Source organism: Sulfurihydrogenibium subterraneum DSM 15120 (assembly GCF_000619805.1).
GTDB lineage: Bacteria > Aquificota > Aquificia > Aquificales > Hydrogenothermaceae > Sulfurihydrogenibium > Sulfurihydrogenibium subterraneum.
Genome location: NZ_JHUV01000011.1, coordinates 1 through 25,147 on the forward strand (window position 1 = coordinate 1; position 25,147 = coordinate 25,147).

26 protein-coding genes are annotated in these 25,147 nt (G+C 32.0%); 24 read left to right on the forward strand and 2 right to left on the reverse strand.

Annotated features, from left to right (window positions below; genetic code table 11):
• From Q385_RS08920 to amrA, 18 genes are all read left to right on the forward strand, one after another.
• Positions 1-323 (forward strand): integrase core domain-containing protein (locus Q385_RS08920; protein WP_156925206.1); only part of this gene is annotated, 323 nt, incomplete at its 5' end.
• A 110-nt stretch (positions 324-433) separates the two neighbouring features.
• Positions 434-1,561: a glutamine-hydrolyzing carbamoyl-phosphate synthase small subunit gene (gene carA / locus Q385_RS0105715; RefSeq protein ID WP_028950746.1), complete on the forward strand. Its 1,128-nt coding sequence runs from the start codon at positions 434-436 to the stop codon at positions 1,559-1,561.
• Positions 1,561-2,742 (forward strand): cation diffusion facilitator family transporter, encoded by a 1,182-nt coding sequence (locus Q385_RS0105720; protein ID WP_028950747.1) that lies wholly within the window; start codon positions 1,561-1,563, stop codon positions 2,740-2,742. Before carA ends, Q385_RS0105720 begins: the two co-directional genes overlap by 1 nt.
• Positions 2,739-3,587: a universal stress protein gene (locus tag Q385_RS0105725; protein WP_028950748.1), complete on the forward strand. Its 849-nt coding sequence runs from the start codon at positions 2,739-2,741 to the stop codon at positions 3,585-3,587. The genes Q385_RS0105720 and Q385_RS0105725 overlap by 4 nt, the downstream gene beginning before the upstream one ends.
• Positions 3,588-3,595: 8 nt before the next feature.
• The gene (locus tag Q385_RS0105730) at positions 3,596-4,468 is read left to right on the forward strand and encodes a prephenate dehydrogenase (RefSeq protein ID WP_028950749.1); all 873 of its coding nucleotides are present in this window, start codon (positions 3,596-3,598) and stop codon (positions 4,466-4,468) included.
• A gap of 74 nt (positions 4,469-4,542) precedes the next feature.
• Positions 4,543-5,655, forward strand: coding sequence for a peptide chain release factor 2 (prfB, locus tag Q385_RS0105735; protein ID WP_028950750.1), 1,113 nt, complete (start codon positions 4,543-4,545; stop codon positions 5,653-5,655).
• Positions 5,648-6,307 (forward strand): 7-cyano-7-deazaguanine synthase QueC, encoded by a 660-nt coding sequence (queC, locus tag Q385_RS0105740; protein ID WP_028950751.1) that lies wholly within the window; start codon positions 5,648-5,650, stop codon positions 6,305-6,307. The genes prfB and queC overlap by 8 nt, the downstream gene beginning before the upstream one ends.
• Positions 6,308-6,309: 2 nt before the next feature.
• Positions 6,310-8,337: a type I DNA topoisomerase gene (gene topA / locus Q385_RS0105745; RefSeq protein WP_028950752.1), complete on the forward strand. Its 2,028-nt coding sequence runs from the start codon at positions 6,310-6,312 to the stop codon at positions 8,335-8,337.
• Between the two features lie 126 nt (positions 8,338-8,463).
• Positions 8,464-8,748 (forward strand): Asp-tRNA(Asn)/Glu-tRNA(Gln) amidotransferase subunit GatC, encoded by a 285-nt coding sequence (gene gatC, locus Q385_RS0105750; RefSeq protein ID WP_028950753.1) that lies wholly within the window; start codon positions 8,464-8,466, stop codon positions 8,746-8,748.
• A 12-nt stretch (positions 8,749-8,760) separates the two neighbouring features.
• Positions 8,761-9,771, forward strand: coding sequence for a recombinase RecA (gene recA / locus Q385_RS0105755; RefSeq protein WP_028950754.1), 1,011 nt, complete (start codon positions 8,761-8,763; stop codon positions 9,769-9,771).
• Entirely contained in the window at positions 9,761-10,876 is a 1,116-nt protein-coding gene (locus tag Q385_RS0105760) for a type IV pilus twitching motility protein PilT (RefSeq protein WP_028950755.1), read from the forward strand. Before recA ends, Q385_RS0105760 begins: the two co-directional genes overlap by 11 nt.
• On the forward strand, positions 10,845-11,285 hold the full coding sequence (locus Q385_RS0105765; protein ID WP_245596368.1) for a regulatory protein RecX: 441 nt from the start codon (positions 10,845-10,847) through the stop codon (positions 11,283-11,285). The genes Q385_RS0105760 and Q385_RS0105765 overlap by 32 nt, the downstream gene beginning before the upstream one ends.
• Positions 11,282-12,217, forward strand: a complete 936-nt coding sequence (locus tag Q385_RS0105770; RefSeq protein WP_028950757.1) for a bifunctional riboflavin kinase/FAD synthetase — start codon at positions 11,282-11,284, stop codon at positions 12,215-12,217. The genes Q385_RS0105765 and Q385_RS0105770 overlap by 4 nt, the downstream gene beginning before the upstream one ends.
• Complete coding sequence (locus Q385_RS0105775) at positions 12,201-14,966, forward strand: tetratricopeptide repeat protein (protein ID WP_028950758.1); 2,766 nt, start codon at positions 12,201-12,203, stop codon at positions 14,964-14,966. Before Q385_RS0105770 ends, Q385_RS0105775 begins: the two co-directional genes overlap by 17 nt.
• A gap of 4 nt (positions 14,967-14,970) precedes the next feature.
• Entirely contained in the window at positions 14,971-15,477 is a 507-nt protein-coding gene (gene rimM, locus Q385_RS0105780; protein ID WP_028950759.1) for a ribosome maturation factor RimM, read from the forward strand.
• Positions 15,478-16,497 carry an LptF/LptG family permease gene (locus Q385_RS0105785; RefSeq protein ID WP_028950760.1) on the forward strand — a complete coding sequence of 340 codons (1,020 nt, stop codon included), beginning with the start codon at positions 15,478-15,480 and terminating at the stop codon, positions 16,495-16,497.
• 40 nt (positions 16,498-16,537) lie between these two features.
• Positions 16,538-17,335 (forward strand): AmmeMemoRadiSam system protein B, encoded by a 798-nt coding sequence (gene amrB, locus Q385_RS0105790; protein ID WP_028950761.1) that lies wholly within the window; start codon positions 16,538-16,540, stop codon positions 17,333-17,335.
• The gene (amrA, locus tag Q385_RS0105795) at positions 17,310-17,894 is read left to right on the forward strand and encodes an AmmeMemoRadiSam system protein A (RefSeq protein WP_037919717.1); all 585 of its coding nucleotides are present in this window, start codon (positions 17,310-17,312) and stop codon (positions 17,892-17,894) included. The genes amrB and amrA overlap by 26 nt, the downstream gene beginning before the upstream one ends.
• Here the strand turns inward: amrA and Q385_RS0105800 are convergent.
• A complete protein-coding gene (locus Q385_RS0105800) occupies positions 17,864-18,757 on the reverse strand; it encodes a glycosyltransferase family 2 protein (RefSeq protein WP_028950763.1) in 894 nt (297 codons plus the stop codon). The genes amrA and Q385_RS0105800 overlap by 31 nt on opposite strands.
• A 115-nt stretch (positions 18,758-18,872) precedes the next feature.
• Between Q385_RS0105800 and Q385_RS0105805 the strand changes: the two genes are divergently transcribed.
• The 4 genes from Q385_RS0105805 (at position 18,873) to Q385_RS0105820 (ending at position 22,293) form a co-directional block, all read left to right on the forward strand.
• Positions 18,873-19,199, forward strand: coding sequence for a (2Fe-2S) ferredoxin domain-containing protein (locus Q385_RS0105805; protein ID WP_028950764.1), 327 nt, complete (start codon positions 18,873-18,875; stop codon positions 19,197-19,199).
• Positions 19,200-19,715: 516 nt separating this feature from the next.
• Complete coding sequence (locus Q385_RS0105810) at positions 19,716-20,291, forward strand: thioredoxin family protein (protein ID WP_028950765.1); 576 nt, start codon at positions 19,716-19,718, stop codon at positions 20,289-20,291.
• 3 nt (positions 20,292-20,294) lie between these two features.
• The gene (gene dxr, locus Q385_RS0105815) at positions 20,295-21,425 is read left to right on the forward strand and encodes a 1-deoxy-D-xylulose-5-phosphate reductoisomerase (protein ID WP_028950766.1); all 1,131 of its coding nucleotides are present in this window, start codon (positions 20,295-20,297) and stop codon (positions 21,423-21,425) included.
• Positions 21,412-22,293, forward strand: a complete 882-nt coding sequence (locus tag Q385_RS0105820) for a LysR family transcriptional regulator (RefSeq protein WP_028950767.1) — start codon at positions 21,412-21,414, stop codon at positions 22,291-22,293. Before dxr ends, Q385_RS0105820 begins: the two co-directional genes overlap by 14 nt.
• Before the next feature lie 14 nt (positions 22,294-22,307).
• Here the strand turns inward: Q385_RS0105820 and sdhA are convergent, their stop codons facing one another.
• Complete coding sequence (sdhA, locus tag Q385_RS0105825; protein WP_028950768.1) at positions 22,308-24,014, reverse strand: succinate dehydrogenase flavoprotein subunit; 1,707 nt, start codon at positions 24,012-24,014, stop codon at positions 22,308-22,310.
• A gap of 157 nt (positions 24,015-24,171) precedes the next feature.
• Here sdhA and rplS point away from each other — a divergent pair, with 157 nt between their 5' ends.
• Entirely contained in the window at positions 24,172-24,573 is a 402-nt protein-coding gene (rplS, locus tag Q385_RS08925) for a 50S ribosomal protein L19 (protein ID WP_037919718.1), read from the forward strand.
• Positions 24,566-25,147: a ribonuclease HII gene (locus Q385_RS08930; RefSeq protein ID WP_037919720.1), complete on the forward strand. Its 582-nt coding sequence runs from the start codon at positions 24,566-24,568 to the stop codon at positions 25,145-25,147. The genes rplS and Q385_RS08930 overlap by 8 nt, the downstream gene beginning before the upstream one ends.

Below are 25,147 nucleotides of genomic sequence, written 5' to 3' on the forward strand. Positions count from 1 at the left end.
ATTATTTTGACTTTGATATAAAGAGAGTACAAACAGATAATGGGAGTGAGTTTTTAGGGGAGTTTGACAAATATTTAAATGAAATAGGGATAGAGCATTACTTTAGCTATCCGAGAAGTCCAAAGACAAATGGAGCTGTAGAGAGATTAATAAGGACAATAGAAGAGGAGTTATGGTTTATAGAGAAAATGGAATATACGATAGATGAGATGAATAGAAGATTAAGTAGTTATGTGGAGAAATACAATTTTATAAGACCGCATTGTTCTTTAGGATATAAAACTCCTGCAGACATGCTTAAAAAATGTGATAAAATTTTTTAGGTGTAGGTGTTCACGATGTATAGAACTTATACAGCTTCTGCAATCAAAAAACGTCAACATCAGTCTCAAAATGGTAAAATATCTTAGATAATAACTTTTTGAGGTTTTTTATGGAAAAGGCGATTCTTGCTTTGGAAGATGGTCATTTTTTCTATGGATGGGCTTTTTCTTCTCCTGTTAAAGAGACTGGAGGAGAGGTTATATTCAACACATCAATGACAGGATACCAAGAAATCCTTACAGACCCATCATACAAAGGACAAATTGTTGTTATGACAGCTGCAGAAGTAGGAAACTACGGTATAAATACAGAAGATGACCAATCTGATAGAGTTTGGGTAAACGGTTTTGTTGTTAAAGACGTTCCAAATTTATACTCTAACTACAGAGCGGTTCAAAGCCTAAAAGAATATCTGGAAAAAAACAACGTTTTAGGAATTTTTGGCGTTGATACGAGATCAATTGTTAGAATTTTAAGAACAAAAGGCGTAATGAAAGGCTACATAGGAGTTGGAGACATATCTCCTGCAGAAGCTGTAAGAAAAGCAAGGAGTATCCCTGACATATCGGAGCTTAATTTAGTTGCAGAGGTTTCAAAGCCACAAGTTTACAGATGGACTCAAAAAAGCTGGAGATGGCCAAATGGATACGAAGAACAAACAGAGTTTCATTACAAAGTTGCAGTTTTAGATTACGGAGTAAAAAGGGACATTCTAAGACTACTTGCAGATAGAAATTTAGAGCTTATATGCTTCCCTTACAATGCATCGGCTGAGGAAGTTCTATCCATAAATCCTGACGGTATTTTTCTATCTAACGGACCAGGAGACCCAGCTGTTTTAACCTATCAGATACAACAGATTAAAAAGTTAATAGCATCGGAAAAGCCAATATTTGGAATATGCCTTGGACATCAGCTTTTATCTTGGGCTTTTGGAAGTAGGACTTACAAGTTAGAGTTTGGACATCACGGAGGAAACCATCCTGTAAAAAACCTCAAAACTGGAAGAGTAGAGATAACAGCACAAAATCATAACTATGCAACTGATGAGTCTAAATTACCAGGCGACGTAGAGATAACCCACATAAACCTAAACGACCACACAGTTGAAGGAATGAGACATAAAAACTACCCTGTATTTTCAATACAGCACCACCCAGAGGCTGCACCTGGACCTCACGACTCATTTTACATATTTGACGAGTTTTACAATCTTATAAAAGAGTGTAAAAAGTAATGAATCAAACATTAAAAGAGAGATGGATACTTGGGTCTCTCTTACTTAACCTTTTTTTATCTGTTTTAAAGCTATTTTTTGGACTTATAACAAACAGTTTAGGGCTGATAGCAGAAGCTATCCACTCTTTTTCTGACTTAGTTGCCTCTGTAGTTTCATTTATCGGCGTAAAACTTTCAGCGAAAAAATCGGAAGACTTTCCTTATGGACTTTATAAGATAGAAAACATAGCTGCTTTAATAATATCACTTTTTCTATTCCTTGCTGGATACGAGATAATCAAAGAAGCATTTTTTCACCACGAAGAAAGGCAGGTCTCTAATCCCGAATATGCCATAATAGTAATGGCTATTGCTATGATACTGACATTTTTTTACTCAAGATTTGAAAAACAAGCAGGAAAAAAGTTAAATTCACCAACCTTGATTGCAGATGCAGAGCATATATGGGCAGACTTTTTATCTTCTATCATCGTTTTAATTGGTTTAATTGGAGTTTACTTTGGATATAACATAGATAAATACGCAGCTGCTGTTGTGTCTTTGTTTATTTTTCACAGCGGTTTTGAGATTATGAAAGACTCAATAAAAGTTTTATTAGACTTTACTCTTGAAAAAGAAGAGCTACAAAAAATAAAAAACATCATTTTAAAACACCCTGCAATAATAGACATAAAAAGTATAAAAGGAAGGTCAGCAGGAAGTTATAAATTTTTAGAGATAGAGATTCTTATGCACAATCTATCACTTAGAGAGGCACACAGAATAGTAGATGAAATAGCCCAGCAGATAAAAGAAAAAATACCTAACATAGACTCTGTTATTATTCATTACGAGCCAGCAAGACAGGAAGGTTTGAGAGTTGCATTTTTAACAGACGAAGAAGGAAACGTTAAAGATTTTGAGACAGCTACTTACATAACAGTTTTTGACATAACAAAAGGCTTTGAAATAATAAAAAATCCACCTATAAAACTTTCAGGCAATAAAAGTAAAATAATTGAAAAATCACGGGCAGACGTAATAGTATCTAAAAACCACCCTCTTGACTTTGGCATAAGGTTTTCACTTTCAAGGTCAAGCATAATGATATGGGAGACAGAAAAACAAAAAATTGAAGATGCAATACAGGAAGTGATAAAATCTTGGAAAGAATTTCTTAAAAAAGAGGGAGAATTATGATAGGAAGAATCTTAGTAGGTTTAGACGGGTCTAAAAGTTCGAAAGTTGCAGGAGAGTACGGAATATACTTATCAAAAAATTTAAAAAGACCTGTTGTAGGTGTTCACATTATAGATATAAGACTGCTTGAAGGACCGTTTTTAACAGATATAGCAGGAGGACTGGGATTTTCCACCTACGCTGACATTTTACCTAAAATAAAAGAAGTTTTAGAAGCAAAAGCAGAGGCTATACTTGATGAGTTTGCAATTGCTTGTAGAGAAAAGGGAGGGGACTGTTCAATAGCCGAAGCTTACGGTATTGTAGTAAACGAACTTGTAAATATGACAGACCCAGAAGACCTTATAATAGTAGGTAAAAAAGGTCAACACCAAGGATTTCTGCCTCTACTTCTTGGTTCTACAGCGGAAGGAGTTGCGAGAAAGTCAACCTGTCCAGTTATGATTACAGCTGATAACTTTAGAGAAATAAAAAGCATCCTGTTTGCTTTTGACGGCAGAGAAAAGTCCGTCCACGCTGCAAACTACGTAAACTACCTATCAAAACATCTTAATGTCAACTCTGTAAAAGTAATCTCTGTCTTTACAGATAAAGTAAAAGATGCTACAAAAGCACAGGAGTTTGAAAACAGATTAAAAACTCTTTTAGAAGTAAACTTTGAGTTTATAGACAGGTATGGAGAACCAGAGGAAATGATAGAAGATTACATAAACTCTAACAAAGACAGCTTAGACCTTGTTGTAATGGGTGCTTTTGGAGAAAGCCCAGTAAGGGAGCTTATACTTGGAAGTACTACAAACTACATAGCGTCAAAATCTCCTATCCCAGTTTTACTTGTTAAGTAGAGGTAAAGATGGAAAGAGACTTTGGAGGATTTAAAGGTATTCTTATAATTGGTCTGGGGCTGATTGGAGGGTCTTTAGCCCTGTCTTTAAAAAAGCAAGGCTATAACGGAAAGATATACGGATACGATTTAAACAAAAGCAGAATAGAAAAGGCATTAGAATTAAAGGCAATAGATGAGGGTTTTAACAAATTTGAAGATGTACCCTGGAATAATATAGATTTGGTAGTTTTATCAACACCTGTAAAAACATTTGTAGATATAGCAAATAAAATAAAACCATTTTTGAAAGATGACACGGTAGTAAGCGATGTTGGAAGTGTAAAAGGAGACCTTGTACTAAAGCTGTATGAAATCTTAAAACCCCACGTTTTTGTAGGTGTCCATCCAATAGCTGGAACAGAAAAAGAAGGAATAGAAAACGCAGTAGCAGACTTATTTAAAAATGCAAGACTTATACTTACACCAGTAGGAGAAGATAAAGAAAAGATTGAGAAAGTAGAAAAGTTATGGAAGGATATAGGCTCAAAAACAGAAGTAATGGATCCACACTTACACGACTTTGTTTTTGCAAGCGTATCCCATCTTCCCCACGCCATAGCCTTTGCCCTTGTAGATAGTCTAATCACTTTATCAAAAGAAACAGGGATAGACCTTTTTAAGTATCCGGGAGGAGGATTTAAAGACTTTACAAGAATCGCTGCCAGCTCTCCAACTGTCTGGAAAGACATATTCTTAGAAAACAAGGAAAATATACTTCACACAATAGACGTATTCTTAAACTCTCTTGAAAAACTAAAAGACGCGATAAGAGAAGAAAACGAAGAAAAGATTTTAGAAATATTATCAGAAAGCCGAGAAAAAAGGTTATCATTAGGATAGCTGTTTATTTGAAATTTTTCTAAATTAGATTAAAATTTATTATTCAAAAAAAATTTATAAAAAGTCGGAGAAAAATGATTTTAGAAGAGATAAAGACTAAACAGGAAGAAATTTTAGAAAAGTGGAACAATCTAAAAGATATTTTAAAGCCTGAAAAACTTCAGGAAGAGATAAAAGTATTAGACAGTCAGATGGCAGACCCTAACTTCTGGAACGACTCTAAAAAAGCCCAAGAGATATCATCTAAAAGAAATTACCTTGGAGAAAAGTTAGAAGAGATTTTAAAAGTTGACAAGAAAGTAAAAGACCTTCAAGATTACATTCAACTTCTTGAAATGGAAAAAGATGAAAACTTATACACAGAGGTTGAAAAAGAGATAGACCAGCTGGAAAAAGAGTTGGAAAGACTTGAAATAAGTAGTCTATTATCAGAAGAGATGGATTCTAAAAACGCAATACTCACACTTCAAGCAGGGTCAGGTGGTGTAGAAGCTTGCGACTGGACTCAGATGCTTATGAGAATGTATCTAAGGTGGGCAGAAGGTAAAGGTTTTCAAGTTGAGATAGTTGACTATCAACCAGACGATGTAGCTGGCATTAAAAGTGCAACGATAATAGTAAAAGGTCCTTTTGCTTACGGCTATCTAAAAGGTGAACAGGGAGTCCACAGATTAGTTAGAATATCTCCTTTTGATGCAAACAAAAGAAGACATACTTCGTTTGCAGCAGTATCTGTAATTCCAGAGATAGACGAAGAAATCAAAATAGAGATAAATGAAGAAGACCTTAGAATAGATACATTTAGAGCCGGAGGAGCCGGTGGACAGCACGTAAACAAAACAGATTCAGCTGTAAGAATAACCCACATACCTACAGGTATAGTAGTAGCGTGTCAAAGTGAAAGGTCTCAACTTCAAAATAAATTAAAAGCTTTAAATATGCTAAAAGCAAAACTTTATCAACTTGAATTACAAAAACAGAAGGAAAAACAGAAAGAGTTAGAAGGTGAGAAAAAAGATATTACTTGGGGTAGCCAAATAAGGTCTTACGTATTCCAGCCTTATCAGATGGTAAAAGACCTTAGAACAGGATACGAAGTAGGAAATGTAGAAGCTGTAATGGATGGTGATATAGACGGATTTATAGAAAGCTATCTTAAATGGAAAGCAAAAGAGAAAAATGATTAAAGAGAAAAACATAATAGTTTTACTATCAGGTGGAATGGACAGTGCCACACTACTTTGGCTTGCAAAACAAAACTTTGAACAAGTTTACGCAATATCTTTTATATACGGGCAAAAACACAGTATAGAGATAGAGTATGCAAAAGAACTTGCTAAAATAGCCGATGTAAAACAGCACTTTATAGTAGAAATACCCCATTTAAAACAACTTGGAAAAAATGCCCTTATAGACGAAAATTTAGAAGTCCCTTCACAAGAGTATACAGACCAACCACCAATTACAACCGTGCCAATGAGAAACCTAACTTTCTTATCTATAGCAGCTGCTTTTGCTGACGTTTACGAGATAGAAAACATAGGAATAGGAATACACTCTTTAGACTCTCCTTATCCAGACTGTAGAGCAGAGTTTGCCTCTGCAGCTGAAGCAGCTATAAACGCAAGCTCTGTGATGGTTGCAACTAAGAAAAACAGAATTAAAGTATATACTCCATTTTTAGGAATGAGTAAAACAGATATAGCAAAGTTAGGATATAGCTTAGGCGTTCCTTTTGAAAAAACTTACTCTTGCTACAAAGGAACAAACCCACCATGCGGAGAGTGTGCAACCTGTAGACAGAGAGAAGAAGCATTAAAATCTATAACAGAGGTTTAAGTTTGAAGAAAGTTTTAATAGTAGAATCACCTAAAAAAGCAAAAGAGATATCCCATTATCTTGGAAAAGACTTTATAGTAAAAGCAACCGTAGGACACTTTAAAGACCTTCCAGAAGACGAAATGGGGGTAGACTTACAAACCTATCAGCCTAAGTTTGTAATAAAATCTTCTAACCACAAAAAGATACTTTCAGAGATAAAGAAGTTAGCTCAGGACGCAGAAGTATACATAGCAACAGACCCAGACAGAGAAGGATACGCAATAGGCTACTTTATGTGGGAAGAGTTAAAGAAAAAGGCAAAATCTATAAAAAGAGCAGAATTTCACGAAATTACAAAAAACCACATTGTAGAAAAAATAAAAAACGCAGTAGATTTTGAAAAAACAAACTTTGGACTTTTCAACGCATTTTTAGGTAGGAGAGTAGGAGACAGAATTGTAGGTTATACCATATCTCCGATAGCATCAAGAGAGATAGGAGGAAGATTTAGCGTAGGTAGAGTCCAATCACCAGCTGTCCGCCTTATCGTTGAAAGAGAAATAGAAATCCAAAACTTTAAACCAACTCCATACTATGTATTATCCGCATTACTTGAAAAAGACGGTATAAAGTTTCCCGCTACATACGAAAAACAAAAAATAGAAGATAAAAAAGAAGCTGAAAAAATTTACCAAGATGTAAAACAAGAAAAAACAGCGTCCGTAGAAAAAGTAGAAAAAAAACAAGTAAAACAAAGTCCAAAACCACCTTTTACCACTTCTACTTTGCAACAGTCAGCAAACTCTGTTTACAGATTCCCACCAGAAAGGACTATGATGCTGGCACAAGATCTATTTGAAAGTGGACTTATTACTTATCACAGAACAGACAGTACAAGAATATCAGACCAAGCAGTAGAAGGGATAAGAAAGTTAATAGAAAGAGAGTATGGAAAAGAGTATTTGCCAAAAAATCCAAGAGTGTATAAGTCAAAAAACACACAGGCAGATGCCCACGAAGCCATAAGAATAACAAACTTTGTCCCACTAAAAGACCAAGAGAAACTAATAAAAGAAAAAGGATTATCAGAAGACCACTTTAAACTGCTAAAACTTATATACGAGAGAACTGTAGCATGTCAGATGGAAGATGCTATATTTGAAAGGACAAACGTATCGTTAAAAATAAAAGACCACACATTTAAAGCAAGTGGTAGCATACTTAAATTTAAAGGATACAAAGCAGTTTACGACTTAGAAGAAGAACAAGAAGAAACTCAAACACTTCCTAAAATAGAAAAAAATCAGCTGATAAATATACAATCCATAAACTTAGAAGAAAAGTTTACAAAGCCACCTGCAAGGTACACAGAAGGAAGTCTTGTAAAAAAGTTGGAAGAGTTAGGCATAGGAAGACCTTCAACATACGCAACTATAATAAAAACAATCAAAGATAGAGGATACGTAGTAAAAGAGGGTTCAAGTCTAAAACCAACAGATTTAGCTTTTCATCTTATTGATTACTTAAATCAAAAGTACAACTGGGTAATTGATTACAACTTTACCAAAAAAATGGAAGAATTTTTAGACAAGGTAGAGGAAAACAAAAAAGATTGGAAAGAATTTGTAAAACAGCTCCATCAAAAATCAATATCAAAAACAAAATCACTAATCTCTAAGAAGATGTTAGATTTCGCAAAAGATTTAGCAAAAAAACACGGAAAAGATATTAACGATATAATAGATGACCCACAAAAACTCAAAGAGTTTATTGACAAACACTCAGACAAAAATCCTTCAGAAAAACAGATAGCTTACGCAAAATCATTGTCAGAAAAAACAGGACTACCACTTACAGAAAAGGAACTTTCAGACAAAAAATTACTTAAAAAATGGATAGACAAAGCAAAAAAAGAAGCTCTAAAAAATTATCAGTTGTCAGAAAAACAAAAAAATGTTTTAATAAAGTATGGAAGACAAGACCTTATAGAGAAACCAGCAGAAGCTTTAAAATTTATAGCAAGTAAGTTAAAAAGATTTAAAAAATAAAAAAGGGCTGGGATAGCTCCCAGCCAAGTATGGAGGGGGAGGGAGGGGGATGCGAAATTAAGTAATTAAAATATATTATAATGCGAATATATTTAAAATGATTATAATCATATATGAGGTGAAGATATGATAGATAGAGAAACAGTTGTAAAAGTAGCACAACTCTCTAAGTTAAAATTAAATGAAAACGAGGTAAATTTGTTTTCTAAACAGTTTAACGACATTATATCATTTGTAGAAAAGCTAAAAGAGGTTGACACTGAAGGCATACCGCCTTTTTACGAGCTCAAGTTAGAGGAAGGACTTTACAGAGAAGACAGTCCTACCCAGTCTCTATCTAATGAAGAAGCACTATCTAACGCACCACAAAAAGAAGGTGGTTTTTTTATAGTCCCAAGAGTTGTAGGATAAGGAGGTTTTTAAATGGATTTAGAAGCAAAGAAAAAAGCTCTAGAGAGTGCAATTTTACAAATAGAGAAAAGATACGGAAAAGGGTCTTTAATGACTCTATCTTCAGAAGGTATAAAATCTGTTGAGGCAATTCCTTCTGGGTCTATTTCATTAGATATAGCAACTGGTATAGGTGGAATACCTAAAGGCAGAGTAATTGAGATATATGGTCCAGAATCCTCTGGAAAAACAACATTAACCTTACACATAATAGCAGAGGCTCAAAAGAGAGGCGGTAAAGCAGTTTTCATAGATGCAGAGCATGCTTTTGACCCTAAGTATGCAAAAGCTATAGGTGTAAACCTTGATGATTTAATTATCTCCCAACCAGATTACGGAGAGCAAGCAATAGAGATAGCAGAGACATTAGTAAGAAGTAATGCGGTTGACGTTATAGTTATAGACTCTGTTGCTGCTTTAGTTCCAAAAGCAGAGTTAGAAGGAGATATAGAGGACTCAAACGTAGGACTTCACGCAAGACTTATGTCTAAGGCAATGAGGGTTTTAAAAGGAGCTGTAAACAAAAGTAATACAGCTTTAATACTTATAAACCAGATAAGAGAAAAAGTTGGTGTAATGTTTGGAAATCCAGAAACAACAACAGGTGGTAGAGCTATAAAGTTTTTTGCAGATATGAGAATGGAAGTTAGAAAAAGCGATTTAAAAACAGATGGAGAAAAGGTAGGAAGCAGAGTTAAAGTAAAAGTTGTAAAAAATAAACTTGCACCACCTTTTAAAGAAGCAGAGTTTGACGTTATATACGGAGAAGGTATATCAAAAGAAGGAGAGATACTTGATTTAGGAGAAGAAATAGGTATTATTAAGAAAAGTGGGGCTTGGTACTCTTACAAGGATGAAGACACAAAAGAAGAGATAAAACTTGGACAAGGTAGAGAAAAAGCGAGAGAGTTTTTAAAACAAAACCCAGATATTACCCAAAAAATAGAAAATCTCATAAAAGAGAGGTTGTTAAATGGAGCTTGACGCAGTTTTAACAGTAGCGGTTAATTCAAAAGCTTCTGACATACACCTAAAGATAGGCTCAAAACCTAAAATGAGGGTAAATACTATACTAAGAGACATTCCTGGATTTGACTTAATAACGCCACAAGATATGGTTGGTTTTGTTAATAAAATTTTAGAAAAATCAGAAAGCAAAAAAGCAGAACTTGTTAAAAATGGGGAGGTTGATATATCATACTCAATACAAGGATTAAGTAGATTCAGAGTTAATATATACAAACAAAGAGGTACTTATGCAATAGCTTTAAGAGTACTTAAAACTATTATACCGTCTATTGAGTCTTTAATGCTTCCAGAAGTTATAAAAAAAATAGCAGAAGAACCTAGGGGTTTAGTACTAGTTACGGGACCAACAGGTTCTGGTAAATCTACAACCCTAGCATCAATGCTTGATTATAGAAACGAGATTTTTGAAGAAACTATTATAACTATTGAAGATCCCATAGAATACATATTTAGAGATAAAAAAGCCTATATAGTTCAAAGAGAAGTTGATTTAGATACAAAAGATTTTTACACAGGACTAAGAGCTGCTCTCCGTGAAGACCCTGATGTTGTAATGGTTGGAGAGATGAGAGATTTAGAAACAATCCAAACTGCATTAAGAGCGGCTGAAACTGGACACTTTGTTTTATCAACACTTCATACACAAGATGCAAAAGATACAATAAGCAGAATAATAAACATGTTCCCCGCAGAAGAACAGAATCACCTTAGGATTCTCCTTGCTGCTGTGCTAAAAGCTATCATATCTCAGAGACTTATACCAAGAAAGGATGGAAACGGTGTAGTTCCAGCTGTTGAGATACTTATAAACACCGGAGCAATAACAGATGCAATACAAAATCCAGATAAACTATTTATGATCCAAGATTTGATGGAAAAAGGCAAAAAGCAGTACGGAATGCAGACTTTTGATCAAGCAGTTGTTGAACTTTATGAAAAAGGTTTAATATCTTATGAAGACGCATTACTCTACGCTACAAACCCTTCAGACGTAGAACTAAAAATAAAAGGAATAACGTCAGGAGAAGATGAAACAGATTTCGGAACCTATGGATTCTAATGTCAAAAGCTATGCTTACAAACTTTTATCAAAAAAAGATTACTTTAAGGAAGAGTTAAAAAACAAACTATTAAGGAAAGGCTTTGAAGAAAGGCAAGTAGAAGAAGTTATAAAACATTTAGAAAGTCAAGGGCTTTTAAACGACGAAAAACTAAAAGAAAGATACAAAGAAGTTTACATAAACAAAGGTAAGAGCTATTTAAAACTAAGAAACAGCCTTTATAGAAAAGGCATTACAGAAATTGATCTTTCTGAAGATGAAGAACTTAAATCAGCTTTGAATCTTTTAAAAAAATCTTTCAAAAAAGAAAAAACCTTTGAGAATATGGTAAAATTTCTTAAGAATAGAGGATTTAGATACAGTGTTATTAAAAAAGCCATTGAAATAATGCTTAAAGAGGAAGAATGACTAAAATCCTGCACTTAAAAGACCTTCCTATAACAGAAAATACAGTTTGCACCGTTGGAAATTTTGACGGTTTACACTTAGGGCACAGAGAAATAATCAAAAAAGTAAAAGAAATAGCAAAAAAAGAAAATTTAAAATCGTTGGTAATAACTTTCCATCCACATCCAAGAAAAATACTAAACCCAGAAAAGCCTATATGTAGTATTGTAAACTTAGAAACTAAGATATACCTGTTTAAAAAAGAAAACGTAGATTATCTGCTTATTATAGAATTTAGGCAAAACTTTTATCAAAAGTCAGCTTTTGAGTTTTTAAACTTTCTAAAAGATACTCTTAAATGTAAAATCCTAATAGTAGGAAAAGATTGGAAGTTTGGTTTTAAACAAGAGGGTAATATAGAGTATGCAAAAAAAGTAGGAAATTCTTTAGGAATAAAAGTTATTCCCGTTGAAGATATAAAGTCAAACAGTAGTAGGATAAGTAGTAGTTTAATTAGAGAACTTTTATCAAAAGGGGACTTAAAAAAAATAGAAAAACTTCTTGGAAGAAAGTACTTTTTAATAGGAAAGGTTGTTAAGGGAGATGGAAAAGGAAGAGAGATAGGATTTCCAACTATAAACCTTAAACCTGATGATGACCTTTGTTTAAAAAAAGGCGTCTACGCAGGACACTTAGAAAAAGATGAAAAATTATACAAAGCTGTTATAAACTACGGAAACAGACCAACTATAGACGGAAAAAAAACGTTTATAGAGATCCACATCATAGAAGAAGGTTTTAATACAAAAATTGAAGAAGATTACATAAAAGTGTATTTTATACAATACCTACGAGAAGAAAAAAAGTTTGAATCTATAGAAACGCTCAAAAATCAGATAAAATTAGATATACAAAAAGCAAAAGAGGTTTTAGAAGTTGAAAAAGTGGTTTAGTATAATAATGCTATTTCTTATATTTCATTACTCATTTGCAAGCCAAATAAAACTTCCAGAAGTAGTATTTCCTATTGAGATAGTATCCCAGATTTTAGAAGAAAAAAAGCCTCTACCACCACCAAGCTACATAGAGTTTAAACCTCTCTACGAAAATTTAAGTGTAAACCAGTATTTACCAATAGAAAAACCCTACTTCGTAAAATTACCAGTCCTTACAATAGAAAAACCTAGGGCATACTTAGGAATACCACCTTCTAATGCTTTACTTGCAGACAGTATAGATTATTTTCAAAGAGGAGACTTTATATTTGCCCAAGAAAACTTAAAAAAGTTTATAGAAAAGTATAAAGACAACAAAAACCTATTTTACGCTTATTACTTACTTGGCTATATAGACTTTGAACTAAAAAATTACCAAGAAAGTATGAAAAACTTAGAAAAAAGTTGCACTTTAAACCCACTTAAAGAAAACTGTCTATCCTACGCGATTACGCTTATAATAAACAACGAATTTGATAAAGCTAAAGAAGTTTTAGACAACATTAACCAAGACAAAGATGTGATGTTTTACAAGTCGGTAGTTCAAATGTTAAAATCAAAACAAATATATGTTCCTAAATTACAATGTGATGACTTAGATGTAGAAAGCGTGAACTACTGCAAATACTTTTTAAAGCACGCTTTATTTTTATCTGGAAAATATAAAGATTCTTTAGATTACCATTACAACGGGGAAGATAAAAAACTTCAAAAGATATCTATGATTTTAGACGGTTTTAACTACTATTTTTTAAAAGATTACATAAAAGCAAAAGATACATTTGAAAAATTTTTAAGTAAAAACCTTTCTAACGATAATCTAACAAACTTAGCTTACTTTGGACTTGGCTTAATAGATTCAGGTAAAGCAGAAAATTATGCTCAAATTTTAGAGACAAGAGACACTTACCTAAGTTATTACCTTTATCTAAAGGTTATAAATAACTATGCATCATCAAACAACTGGCTTGATACTTTTATACATATACAAAAAGTCTTAAATCTAACAGATAGAAATAAAGAAAACTTAAGATTTTCACTGGCTGTGGCACTTTACAACTTAAAAAACTACGAGTATGCTCTTAACATATTTAGTGAGTTAGCAAAAGAAAAAAATGATGAAGAAACATACCTTTACTGTGGACTTTCAGCTTACGCAGCAAAACTTTACAAAAAAGCTCAAGAATGTTTGTCTAAGGTTGTAGAAAGTAAAGATTTAGAAAAAAAGAAAACAGTCTTAACATTTTTAGCAGAAATCTATTACATAACAGATGATGAAGAAAATTACATAAACACCGTATCTATGCTAAAAGAGTTAGACGAAGACCTTGCTTACAACTACCTTGGATGGTACTTCTTTAAAAATAAAGACTATCTAAACGCTTACAAATCATTTAAAGACCCATACATGAAAGCAGTTTCTATATTTAACTACGGAGACATCCAAAAAGCAAAACAGCTAATAGAAGGAAAAAATGATAGAAAATCTTTATTTTTATCAGCTTACATAGACATAAAACAAGGAGATTTAGAAGCTGCAAGGTATAAATTAAAACAAGTAGCCCAGCAATCTAAAGATGAACTATCAAAAAAAGCTATGTACCTTTACGCATACCTTTACTTCTCAGAAGAAAACTTTCAGCAAGCAATAAAAGAGTTTGAAAATTTTAGAAATACATTTAAAGAAGATGATATATACAATCAAAAAGCACTACTAAGAATAGCAGACAGTTATTTCAACTTAGGAGAAAAAGACCTTGCGAGAAGTATGTATAGAGAGTTTATAGAAAAGTATAAAGGTAAAAAAGAAGCTGTAGATGCAGCTTACAACTTAGTTTTACTTGAAACAAAAGGAGAAAACCAAGAAAAAGATAAAGTTATAGAGGATTTTATATCTAAATATCCAGACTATCTTCTTATAAACACCTTAAAACTTCAACTTGCGTCTATATACGAAGAAAAAGGAGAGATAGAAAAAGCCATTAAAATATATCAACAGCTTTCAAATTCCCAAGACAAAGATTCTTTACTTGCCAAGTACAAATTAGCCCAAATCTATGAAAGAGCTAATCAAAACGACAAAGCAAAAGAAATTTTAATTGAGCTTATAAATTCACAAGACCCAGATATAAAATTTAAAAGTAATTTACTCTTAGCTCAAATTTACGAAAAAGAAGCAAACCTTGACCAAGCAATACAGATTTACCAGAATATATCAGACAACGACGATGTTAAATTTAAACTTTCTACAGTCCTTGTTCAAGTAGGAAGATACAACGAGGCTCTTAATTATCTAAAAGAACTTTTAGACAGGTATCCAGAAAAATCACCAGAAATATCTTTTTACATAGGTAAAATAAAGTATCTACAAGGACTAAACGACGAAGCGTTAAACTACTTAGAGCTATCTACAAGGTCTCAAAACTATACAATTGCATCAGAAAGCTACTTCTTAATAGGAGAGATTTATAGTAAGAAAAAGGATTTAAATAAAGCCTTAAACGCATACTTAAATGCTATATACACAAACCCTAACCTAAACGATACAACAGCCCAAGCAAGATTAAAAGCAGCTGATATTCTAATAAAAGCAGAAAAAAGAAAAGAAGCCTCTTGCCTACTTACACCATTACTGGATTATAATAATGAAAATATAAAAACAGATGTAAGAGAAAAACTAAAGAATTTACCAAAGTGTTTAAGGTAGGAAGATGAAAAAAGAAAATATGGTAGTAGCAGGAAAATTACACTCAACCCACGGAGTAAAAGGAAACCTAAAGTTAGAGCTTTTCCACGAAAAAATAAGACTTCCAAACATAGTTTATATAGAAGATGAAGAAACAAAAGAATTAGTACCATTAGAAATAGAGTTTATAGATAGAGTAAAAAAACTGATAATGTTTAAAGGATACGACACACCAGAAAAAGCAAAGGAAATATCCCAAAAACTTATCTATATACCTCAAGAGAACCTGCCAAAGTTAAATGAAAATGAGTACTACATATTCCAACTGGAAGGTTGCGAAGTCATCTTTAAAGATAAAGTAGTTGGAAAGGTAGAAAAAGTTGATGATAGACTTCCACAAATTTATCTAATTATAAAATGTACAGATGATAAAACCAGATACTTACCGTTTATAAATCAATTTGTTGAAAATGTTGATATTGAAAACAAAAAAATAACAGTAACACCTCCAGAAGGATGGTTTACTTTGTAGATGAAAATACTACATAGATACATCTTAAAAAAATTTTTTAAAAGATTTATAACCTTAATAGGACTTTTTTCTATTGTAATAACCTCATCTCAGCTTCTACATCTTCCAAACTTTGCTTACACTATGAACTTAATAGACTTTTTACAGCTTTTAACGATGATAGATATATCTTTTTTAAAATATCAAATCCTTTTTGGATTTTTTATTGCTTGGCTTTTAGTAGGAATAAGTATAAGAGAAAATAACGAAATTTACGCTATTTATTCGTTGGGAGTATCACAAAGAGAGCTCTTAAAACCAGTTTTTATAGCTACGCTATTATTTGTAGTTTTATCATTAGTAATATCATTAACACTTATTCCTTATGCAAATCAAGAAAGGTCAAAGTTTTTAACCTTAAAAGTAAGAAACTACATATTAGAAAGTATTCAGCCCAAAAACTTCTCAAAAATAAACGAAAATATATCAGTTTACGTTGAAAATAAAGAAAATAACACTTTACACAAAATCATAATATATAACAAATCAAATAAATACCTGATAACAGCAAAAGAAGGAATATTCTTCCAAGATAAAGTTATTTTAAAAGACGGATACATACACATTCCTTCAGAAAGGTCTTTTAATGTTATAAAGTATGAAAAATACAGCTTCAGTTTAGATGCTTCCTACGTCAAAGACATTCCCCTTGAGGATTACAAAACTTCTCAGCTCCTAAGTGTTTTTTTCTCAAAGGAAAAGGATTATCAAAAAGCTTACTCTGTGTTAGTTGACAGAATATTTTTCCCAATTCCCTTTATCTTTATAGGTTTTATTGGTTTTCTGTCAGGCTTAAAACTCTCTAATTCTAAAGAGACACTTTTATCTTTGGTTATATCAATTTCTATATTTTACATGGTCTTAAACTATCTGTTTATAAGGATGATAGAAAAAAACATACTGGTTTCTTTTGTCTATTTATTAGTTCTAATTTTATTTTTTGGCACTATTTTAAGATTTATCTGGAAAAAATCAGAATAAAGCTTATATTTATTTAAGAATAAAATAAAAGGTCGCAAAAATGTTAACAGTAAGAAAGCCAGCTGTTGCAAATTTATTTTATACAGGAGACAAAGAAAGACTTTACTATACTGTAAAGAATTACATTGAAAAAGCACCTTTATATCCATACAAACCAGAAGGTTTAATTTCTCCTCACGCAGGATACATGTACAGTGGTATAGTTGCAGGTGTTTCATATAAACAGCTTCTAAACTTAGACCCAAACAAACATTACACGTTTTTACTTATTGGACCTTCTCACTACGTTTATTTACAAGGTATTTCCTTTGGATACTATGACTTTTGGCAAACACCCCTTGGAAACGTAAAAGTAGCAAAAGAAAAAATAAATTCTTTTGTAAAATCTTATCCAAACCTTCCTATAACCCTAAACACTTTACCTCATCAAAAGGAACATTCATTAGAAGTCCAAGTACCTTTCTTACAAGTAGTAATGAAAGATTTTGATATAGTTCCTGTTGTTTACGGAGATATAGACAGTATTTACGTAAAAAAAGTTATAGATTTCTTTAAAGATGAAAATACAGTCGTGATAATCAGCTCCGATTTAAGCCATTATTATCCCGATAGTATTGCAAGAGAGATTGATAAAAACTGTCATATAGCAGTTGAAAAATTGGATGAAAGATATCTTGAAAACTGTGAAGCTTGTGGAAAAATAGGTATAGAAGCGATGATAAAGTATGCAAAAGAAAAAGGATTAAAAGCAAAGTTGTTAGATTACAAAACATCTGGAGAGACAGGAGGAGATTACAGTAGTGTTGTTGGATATGGAAGTTATATCTTCTATAAGTGAAGAAGAAGGTCAGTTTTTAATTAAATTAGCAAGAAAATCTATAGAGTATTACTTAACTTACAGGTCTATTTTGCCTATTAGAGAAAGTGATATACCTTTTGACAATTTAAAAAAGAAGGGAGCTTCTTTTCTAACTATAGAAACGAAACACGGAAATTTAAGAGGGTGCATAGGCTCAATAATTCCTTACAGACCTTTATACGAAGATGTAATACACAACGCTGTATCAGCTGCAGTATCAGACCTAAGATTTCCACCTTTGACGTTAGAAGAGCTTCCTAATGTAAAAATAAAAGTTTCTGTTTTAACATATCCACAACCACTTATTTATAAAGATTGGAAGTATTTACTTGATAAGTTAAAACCTTTTGAAGATGGAGTGATAATAAAGTATAAAAACCACAGTGCAACATTTTTACCAGATGTATGGGAAGATATTCCAGCAAAGGAACTGTTTTTATCTCATTTATGTTTAAAAGCAGGATTACCACCAGATTTTTGGAAAAAAAGACTGTTAGAAGTATACACCTACAAAACCATCCGTTTTAGTGAGCAATAAGATAAATATTTATCTAATCTAAAACCTCTTTTAATAAGTGTTGCAATATTTCTAAATGTTAATAAATTTTTTTCTCTAAAACTTTGAAGTATGTACTTCCAACCATTAAACAAGTCCCCATATCTCAAATACATATCTCCAAGATGAAATTTCATATAGTTAATGTATTTATCAGGTATTAAATCTTTGTATTTTTCATAAATTAAAATCGTATTTAAAAGCATATCTAAATTTTTCTTACTTGTTCTATTTGAATGTTCTCTTATTTTCACTTTATTGTTGTCTAAAATCTTTATTTTTAACCCTGCTAAAAAACTTCTTATAAATAACTCCCAATCTTCTCTATAACTTATTTCTTCATCGTACATTAAAAAAGCTCCCCTTCTAAATCCTGAAGCAGAAGGATAGCCTATATTTCCTGAAAAAATTACTTTTCCAACGTCATCTAAAAGTTTTTTAGAGGATTTTCCTTTAATTTTTCCATAAGAATCTATGAAAGTTCGCGGAAAGCTATAAACTATATCATAATCAGCTAAATATTTAATACTTTCAGCAATATATTCTTTTTCCCATTCATCATCGTAATCTAAAAAAAATATATATTTTCCAAGGGATAAACTATAACCCTTGTTTCTACTGTAAGACCTTTCCATATTTTTAGGGTTTTTATGATAAAGAATTTTCTTTTCTTTAATTTCTTTTTCAAAATTTTCAAAAATAACCTTTTCTGTATTATCGGTAGATGCATCATTTACAATAACTATCTCTAAATCTTTAAACGTCTGATTTAAAACGCTGTTTATAGCATCTTTTATATACTTTTCTCCATTGTAGACAGGAATAATTACGCTGACTTCTGGCATTACTTTTTTCTCTCCCGAAAAGGCTAAAAAATTATACCATTTCTAACAAAAATCATTTATTATTCAAAAGTAAACATCTAAAATAATCAAAAATCTTTTTAGGAGGAGATATAAGATGGCAGAGTTTAGACACGTTTTTGTATGTATGCAAAGAAAACCACCAGGAATGCCTTCCTGTGGCGACAAAGGTTCAGACCAGATTTTTATGAAATTCCAAGAAGCTCTTATGACAAAGGGACTTTTTAACAAAATGGCTGTTACTGCAACTGGTTGTTTAGGTCCTTGTATGTTCGGTCCAAACGTTGTTGTTTATCCTGATGCTATATGGTACGGTAATGTAACTCCTGCTGATGTTGAAGAAATAGTCCAAAAACACATAATAGAAGGTCAACCAGTAGAAAGACTCATAGTATCAAAAGGTAAACCACCAGGAATGTTTTAACTCTTAAAAGGGTAGCTGGAGCTACCCTAATTTCTCACCTTAATTACTCTTTACTTTCATAACTTTCAAAAAATAAAAATCAAACAATTATTACACCTCAACAGTAAAAATTAATACAATTTTATACTGTCAACAAACCTGTTTATAACCTGTTGATAAACTGTTCATATCATGTTGATAACATGTCGACAACTTATAGATTAATTTTTTTCAGTTAAAGGGAGAAATTAAAAAGTGTGAAGTTATCGACAATCTATAAACAAAAATTAGAAAAAAAATTTTTTATAAATTTCCATAACTTATAAATTTTTAAACGGTTAAGTACATGTAAAAAGCACAAAAAAATATAAATAGGTTATCAACAGGAAAAAACTGAAAAGAACCATTATAAGATAAGGGTTTATATAGTTATCAACATTTTTTTATCCCTATTATTCTTCTTATTATTATTTATATATATCTTAACTTGTCTATTTAAAGTATAATAATAAAACAAAAATAAAGATAGGATATAAGATGGTAGAAAACTTAAAAAAGGAACTTCTAAGCTTAAAAGAAAAAGTTAACATTAGATACAAAACTTTAGAAGAAAGCGATTTTGAAAAATTTTTAAAAGAGATTTCTCAAGAAAACAGATTCATAACTTTACAAAAAGACGACTCTTTAGATGAAGAGCCTATTTTCTATATTGAAAAAGATAACATATCAATTAAATTCTTAGGAAGAATATCAGGCGGAGAAGTTAAATCATTTTTAGATAGTTTAAAGATAGTGGCAAACAATGAGCATAACATTTCAGACAGAGTTATTGAGTTTGCTGAAGAAATAGATAAGCCTGTGGATATAAAATTGTTTACTACAAACTCTTGTGGGTGGTGTCATCCTGCTATTTTAAAAGCTGTTAGTTTTTCAGTAGTTAATCCAAATATTAAAGTAAGTATAATAGATTGTTATTCTTTTCCTGACTTGGCTATGAAGTACAATGTTTCTACTGTTCCAAAAACTGTAATAAATGATAGGGTGGAGTTTGTTGGTGTTAAAGATGACAGTGAGTTTTTTGGATACATAGTTAAAGCGTTAGGAGAAGTGTAAAAGTTGATAGAAATTGGTGTGCTTGGTTCTACTGGTTCTGTAGGTACACAAGTTTTAGATATTGTAAGAAAAAATAAAGACAAAATAAAAGTAAAACTTTTAGGAGCTTCAAAACCATCAGAAACTCTTCTATCCCAGATAGAAGAGTTTAATCCTGATTACGTATATATTGAAAATGGAAATATATCAAAAAATCTAAAAAATACACAAGTCTTTATTGGTAAGGAAAGTCTTGACTTTTTAAAAGATTTAAAATTAGACCTTTTTATAATAGCAATAGCTGGAGTAAAGGGGATAAGACCTACTTATATACTTCTTGAAAGTAATAAAAAAGTTGCTACGGCAAATAAGGAAGCTATAATCTGTCTGGGAGAGCTTGAAAAAGGTAAGTATAAAAATATAATTCCTATAGATAGTGAACACTCTGCTATATTTCAAGTCATAGATAGAAGACCGTTAGATGATATAAGAAGGATAGTATTAACAGCTTCTGGAGGACCATTTTTAAATTTACCTTTAGAAGAACTTAAGAATGTTAGTATTCAGCAAACCCTTAACCATCCAAGATGGAGTATGGGAAAGAAGATTTCTGTAGATAGTGCTACGTTAATAAATAAAGGATTTGAAGTTATAGAAGCCCATTACTTGTTTGACATACCTTACGAAAAAATTGATGTAGTAATACATCCTGAAAGCATAATTCACGGTATGGTTGAATACATAGACGGAACTGTTATAGCTAATCTGTCTAACCCTGATATGAGAATACCTATATCTTACGCTATCTTTTACCCTGAAAGAAAATATATCAATAATAACTATTTAGATTTTACAAAACTAAAAAGTCTTAACTTTCTAAGTCCTGATTATGAAAAATTTCCTCTTTTAAAAGTTGCAATTGAGTGTGGTAAAAAAGCAGGTGTATATCCAACAACCTTGACAATGGCAGATGAAGTTGCAGTAAATCTTTACTTACAAGGTAAAATAAAATTTTTAGATATATACAAAATAGTTATAGAAGTTGTAGAAAGTATTAAGGATTATAGTATAAATAACGTTCAAGACCTTTTAGATTTTATTGATTACGTTGAAAAATACTCGTTGTCGGTAGCAAAAAAATATGGAAGTTCTTGATTATCATAAGCTAAAAATTTTTAAAACAGTTGCTGACTTAAAAAGTTTTTCAAAAGCAGCTGAAATTTTGTTTTTATCTCAACCAACTATTACCCTTCAGATAAAAAAGATTGAAAACTATTTAGGCATTACTTTATTTCAAAGAAAGAAGAATCAACTTGAACTTACAGAAGAAGGAAAGATACTTTATCGTTATGCTTCAAAAATATTAGATGACTATACTCAGCTGGAAAATGAGGTATCTTCATTACTATCTTCATCTAAATCGTTTTTATTCATCGGTGCAAGCTCTACAATAGGTGAATACTATTTACCAGAGATTTTATCGGATTTTTATAAAGAAAATCCAGACATAAAAGTTAACCTTTTTATCGGGAACTCAAAAGAAGTGGCAGATGGAGTTTTATCTAAAGTTTTTAACATAGGTCTTGTTGAGGATAACATTGAGTCAAACAAGTTTGATATAAGACCGTTTTATATCGATGAGATTATTTTGATAGCTTCTGCAAAAAATAATATACCTGATACTTTAAAAATAGAAGATTTAAAAAAGTATAAGTTTGTATCAAGGGAGATAGGCTCTGGAACAAGGAATGTGGTTGAAGAAGCTGTCGGAACAGATTTAAATACAGTTATGGAAGTATCAAGCTCAAAATCTATTATCAGTATAGTAGAGAAAACAGAACTTTTAGCTTTTGTTTCAAAACTTGTGGCTTTAAAATCGTTAAATGAAGGACTTGTTAAAGCTATAAAGATAGAAAACATTGATATAAAAAGAAAGTTTTCAATTATTACTCAGAAAAATGTAAGATTATCTTCTATTGAAAATAAATTTTTTGTATATCTTTGTAAAAAGGGGTGCATTTAACACCCCTTTTATTTTTAGTACTTTCTTTCTTGTGGTTGGTACTTTGTTATTTTAACTTCACTATACTCTACTTTTGGACCTTCTGGTGTGTAGTAAGAAAGACTGTGTTTTAAGAAGTTTTCATCATCTCTATTTGGATAGTCCCTTCTTGCGTGAGCTCCTCTACTTTCTTTTCTTAAAACGGCAGTCGTAGCTATCGCTTCTGCAAGGTCAAGTAAAAATCCAAGTTCTATATAGTTTATGAGTGCAGTGTTAAATATTTTTCCACTGTCTCCAGGCGCAAGATTTTTGTATCTTTCTTTAAGCTCTTTAATTTTTTCAATTGCTTCAAGCATAGGTTTTTCTTCTCTGAATATTCCGACTTTATCCCACATTGTTTGAGCCATTTCAATTCTTATGTCGTTTATATTTTCTTTACTTTCTTTTTTCAACAGAGCTTCTATCTCTCTTCTTGCCCTTTCTTCTTCTGCTTTTAAGTTAAAGTTATCATCTGGTTTGTTTCTTGCATATTCAACTGCAGCAGCTCCTGCTGGTTTTCCAAACACTACTAAGTCTAACAATGAGTTTCCACCTAATCTGTTTGCTCCGTGGACAGATACACAAGCACACTCTCCTACTGCAAATACGCCGTTAACTCCTGTCATACTTGTTTTGTAATCTCTAACGTCTATTCCACCCATAGAGTAGTGGGCTGTAGGTCTTACTGGTATAGGTTCTTCAATTGGGTCTACACCTTCAAAGTCTATACAAAGCTGTCTAATCTGAGGAAGTCTTGATTTTATCTTTTCAGCTCCAAGGTGTCTAAGGTCAAGATGGACGTAAGCCATCATACCTTCTCCCCAACCTCTTCCTTCTAAGATTTCTGTTTCTATAGACCTTGCAACTAAATCTCTTGGTCCAAGTTCCATTTTTTCAGGGGCATATCTTGCCATAAATCTTTCACCTTTGTTGTTTATAAGGTATCCACCTTCACCCCTTGCTCCTTCTGTAACTAATATTCCTGTTGACCTTAAACCAGTTGGGTGGAATTGAACAAATTCCATGTCTTTAAGTGGTATTCCAGCTCTATAACATATTGCCATTCCATCTCCAGTTGATCCTATTGCGTTTGTATTTCTAACCCAGTAAACCCTTGCATAACCACCCGTTGCAAAGATTATAGCTTTTGCTTTAATTGCGTGAACTTCTCCACTTCTTATATCTATTGCTATAACACCTTTTGCTTCGTTGTTGTCAATAATTAACTCGTAAACAAACCACTCGTTGAGAAATTCTACGTTATTGTTTAAACATTGTTCGTATAATGTGTGTAGTATTACGTGTCCTGTTTTATCTGCTGCATAACAAGTTCTGGGGAATCCAGCTCCACCAAATGGTCTTTGAGCTATTCTACCATCTGGAAGTCTTGAAAATGGAACTCCAAGATGTTCAAGCTCGTATATTCTTTTTGGAGCTTCCTGACACATAAACTCTATTGCGTCTTGGTCTCCAAGGTAATCACTACCTTTTACAGTATCGAAAGTGTGGACTTCTGGACTGTCAGAAGGGTCAACGTTTGCAAGGGCTGCGTTTATACCACCTTGTGCAGCTCCTGTATGAGACCTTGTAGGATAAACTTTAGAAATTACAGCTACTTTTACATCTTTAGCTTTGCTTGCCTCAAGGGCAGCCATTAAACCAGCACCGCCAGCTCCCACTATTAAAACATCGTAGCTAAGCATCTTTTATCCTCCTAATAGTAAATAAAACGATGTTTTATTATAGCATTAACAAAAGAATAATTTCCATATTTTTTGTTTAAGAATATACAAATGTTTTTAACTTAGGTGTATTATGGTATAATATTTATTTCAAAAACTTAAGCGGAGGATGAAAGATATGCATCACTTAATAAGAGAAGTTGAAGAAAGGTATCTTCCTAAAGATATTCCACAGTTTAGACCTGGAGATACTGTAAGATTACATTTAAAAGTGAAAGAAGGTGAAAAAGAGAGAACTCAGATTTTTGAAGGACTTGTTATTAGAGTTAGAGGAAGTGGGCTTGGTAAAACATTTACAGTTAGAAAAGTATCTTACGGTGTTGGTATGGAAAGAATATTCCCTATAGCCTGCCCATCTATTCAAAAGATAGAAGTAGTTAAAAGAGGTATTGTCAGAAGAGCTAAGCTTTACTACATTAGAAATCTTAAAGGTAAATCTGCAAGAATTAAAGAGCTTAAAGAGTGGGAAATTAAGAAAAGAGCTCAGGAATCTCAAGCTTCTAAAGAAAATAATGGATAGTCTTGAAAAAGAGATTTATAAAAAAGGTTATAGATACATAGTAGGAGTAGACGAAGCAGGAAGGGGACCTATTGCAGGTCCTCTTGTTATTTCATCTGTTGTTTTTAATTACAATCAAAAACCTTTTGTGTATGCAGATTCTAAAAAGTTATCTCCCAAAGAAAGAGAAAGACTATATATTGAAATAATAGAAAATGCTTTAGATTACAATATAGTTATAGTAGAGAATGAAAAAATTGACTCTTTAGGGGTCTCTTCTGCATTAAAAGAAGGTATTTACGAAGCTCTAAAAAATCTTTATATAAAACCAGATTATGCAATTTTAGATTTTATAAATATTGACCTTGATTTTGATAGTATATCTATACCAAAAGCAGATGAAGTGTCTCATACGGTTGCAGCTGCAAGCATCTTGGCAAAAGTCACGAGAGACAGAATTATGGAAGATTATTCTAAAGTTTATCCAAACTTTTCATTTAATAAACATAAAGGTTATCCTACAAAACAACATTATAAAGAGATACAAATGTACGGGATAACTCCAATTCATAGAAAATCGTATAGGTTATTTTAA

Coding starts and splice junctions, on each gene's coding strand:
- Q385_RS08930 (WP_037919720.1), top strand. CDS start 24,566: ATGGATAGTCTTGAAAAAGAGATTTATAAAAAAGGTTATAGATACATA.
- Q385_RS0105760 (WP_028950755.1), top strand. CDS start 9,761: ATGGAGCTTGACGCAGTTTTAACAGTAGCGGTTAATTCAAAAGCTTCT.
- queC (WP_028950751.1), top strand. CDS start 5,648: ATGATTAAAGAGAAAAACATAATAGTTTTACTATCAGGTGGAATGGAC.
- amrA (WP_037919717.1), top strand. CDS start 17,310: ATGGAAGTTATATCTTCTATAAGTGAAGAAGAAGGTCAGTTTTTAATT.
- Q385_RS0105725 (WP_028950748.1), top strand. CDS start 2,739: ATGATAGGAAGAATCTTAGTAGGTTTAGACGGGTCTAAAAGTTCGAAA.
- amrB (WP_028950761.1), top strand. CDS start 16,538: ATGTTAACAGTAAGAAAGCCAGCTGTTGCAAATTTATTTTATACAGGA.
- recA (WP_028950754.1), top strand. CDS start 8,761: ATGGATTTAGAAGCAAAGAAAAAAGCTCTAGAGAGTGCAATTTTACAA.
- carA (WP_028950746.1), top strand. CDS start 434: ATGGAAAAGGCGATTCTTGCTTTGGAAGATGGTCATTTTTTCTATGGA.
- Q385_RS0105785 (WP_028950760.1), top strand. CDS start 15,478: ATGAAAATACTACATAGATACATCTTAAAAAAATTTTTTAAAAGATTT.
- sdhA (WP_028950768.1), bottom strand. CDS start 24,014: ATGCTTAGCTACGATGTTTTAATAGTGGGAGCTGGCGGTGCTGGTTTA.
- Q385_RS0105770 (WP_028950757.1), top strand. CDS start 11,282: ATGACTAAAATCCTGCACTTAAAAGACCTTCCTATAACAGAAAATACA.
- gatC (WP_028950753.1), top strand. CDS start 8,464: ATGATAGATAGAGAAACAGTTGTAAAAGTAGCACAACTCTCTAAGTTA.
- Q385_RS0105800 (WP_028950763.1), bottom strand. CDS start 18,757: ATGCCAGAAGTCAGCGTAATTATTCCTGTCTACAATGGAGAAAAGTAT.
- prfB (WP_028950750.1), top strand. CDS start 4,543: ATGATTTTAGAAGAGATAAAGACTAAACAGGAAGAAATTTTAGAAAAG.
- rimM (WP_028950759.1), top strand. CDS start 14,971: ATGAAAAAAGAAAATATGGTAGTAGCAGGAAAATTACACTCAACCCAC.
- Q385_RS0105805 (WP_028950764.1), top strand. CDS start 18,873: ATGGCAGAGTTTAGACACGTTTTTGTATGTATGCAAAGAAAACCACCA.
- Q385_RS0105765 (WP_245596368.1), top strand. CDS start 10,845: ATGAAACAGATTTCGGAACCTATGGATTCTAATGTCAAAAGCTATGCT.
- Q385_RS0105730 (WP_028950749.1), top strand. CDS start 3,596: ATGGAAAGAGACTTTGGAGGATTTAAAGGTATTCTTATAATTGGTCTG.
- Q385_RS0105820 (WP_028950767.1), top strand. CDS start 21,412: ATGGAAGTTCTTGATTATCATAAGCTAAAAATTTTTAAAACAGTTGCT.
- Q385_RS0105720 (WP_028950747.1), top strand. CDS start 1,561: ATGAATCAAACATTAAAAGAGAGATGGATACTTGGGTCTCTCTTACTT.
- rplS (WP_037919718.1), top strand. CDS start 24,172: ATGCATCACTTAATAAGAGAAGTTGAAGAAAGGTATCTTCCTAAAGAT.
- Q385_RS0105810 (WP_028950765.1), top strand. CDS start 19,716: ATGGTAGAAAACTTAAAAAAGGAACTTCTAAGCTTAAAAGAAAAAGTT.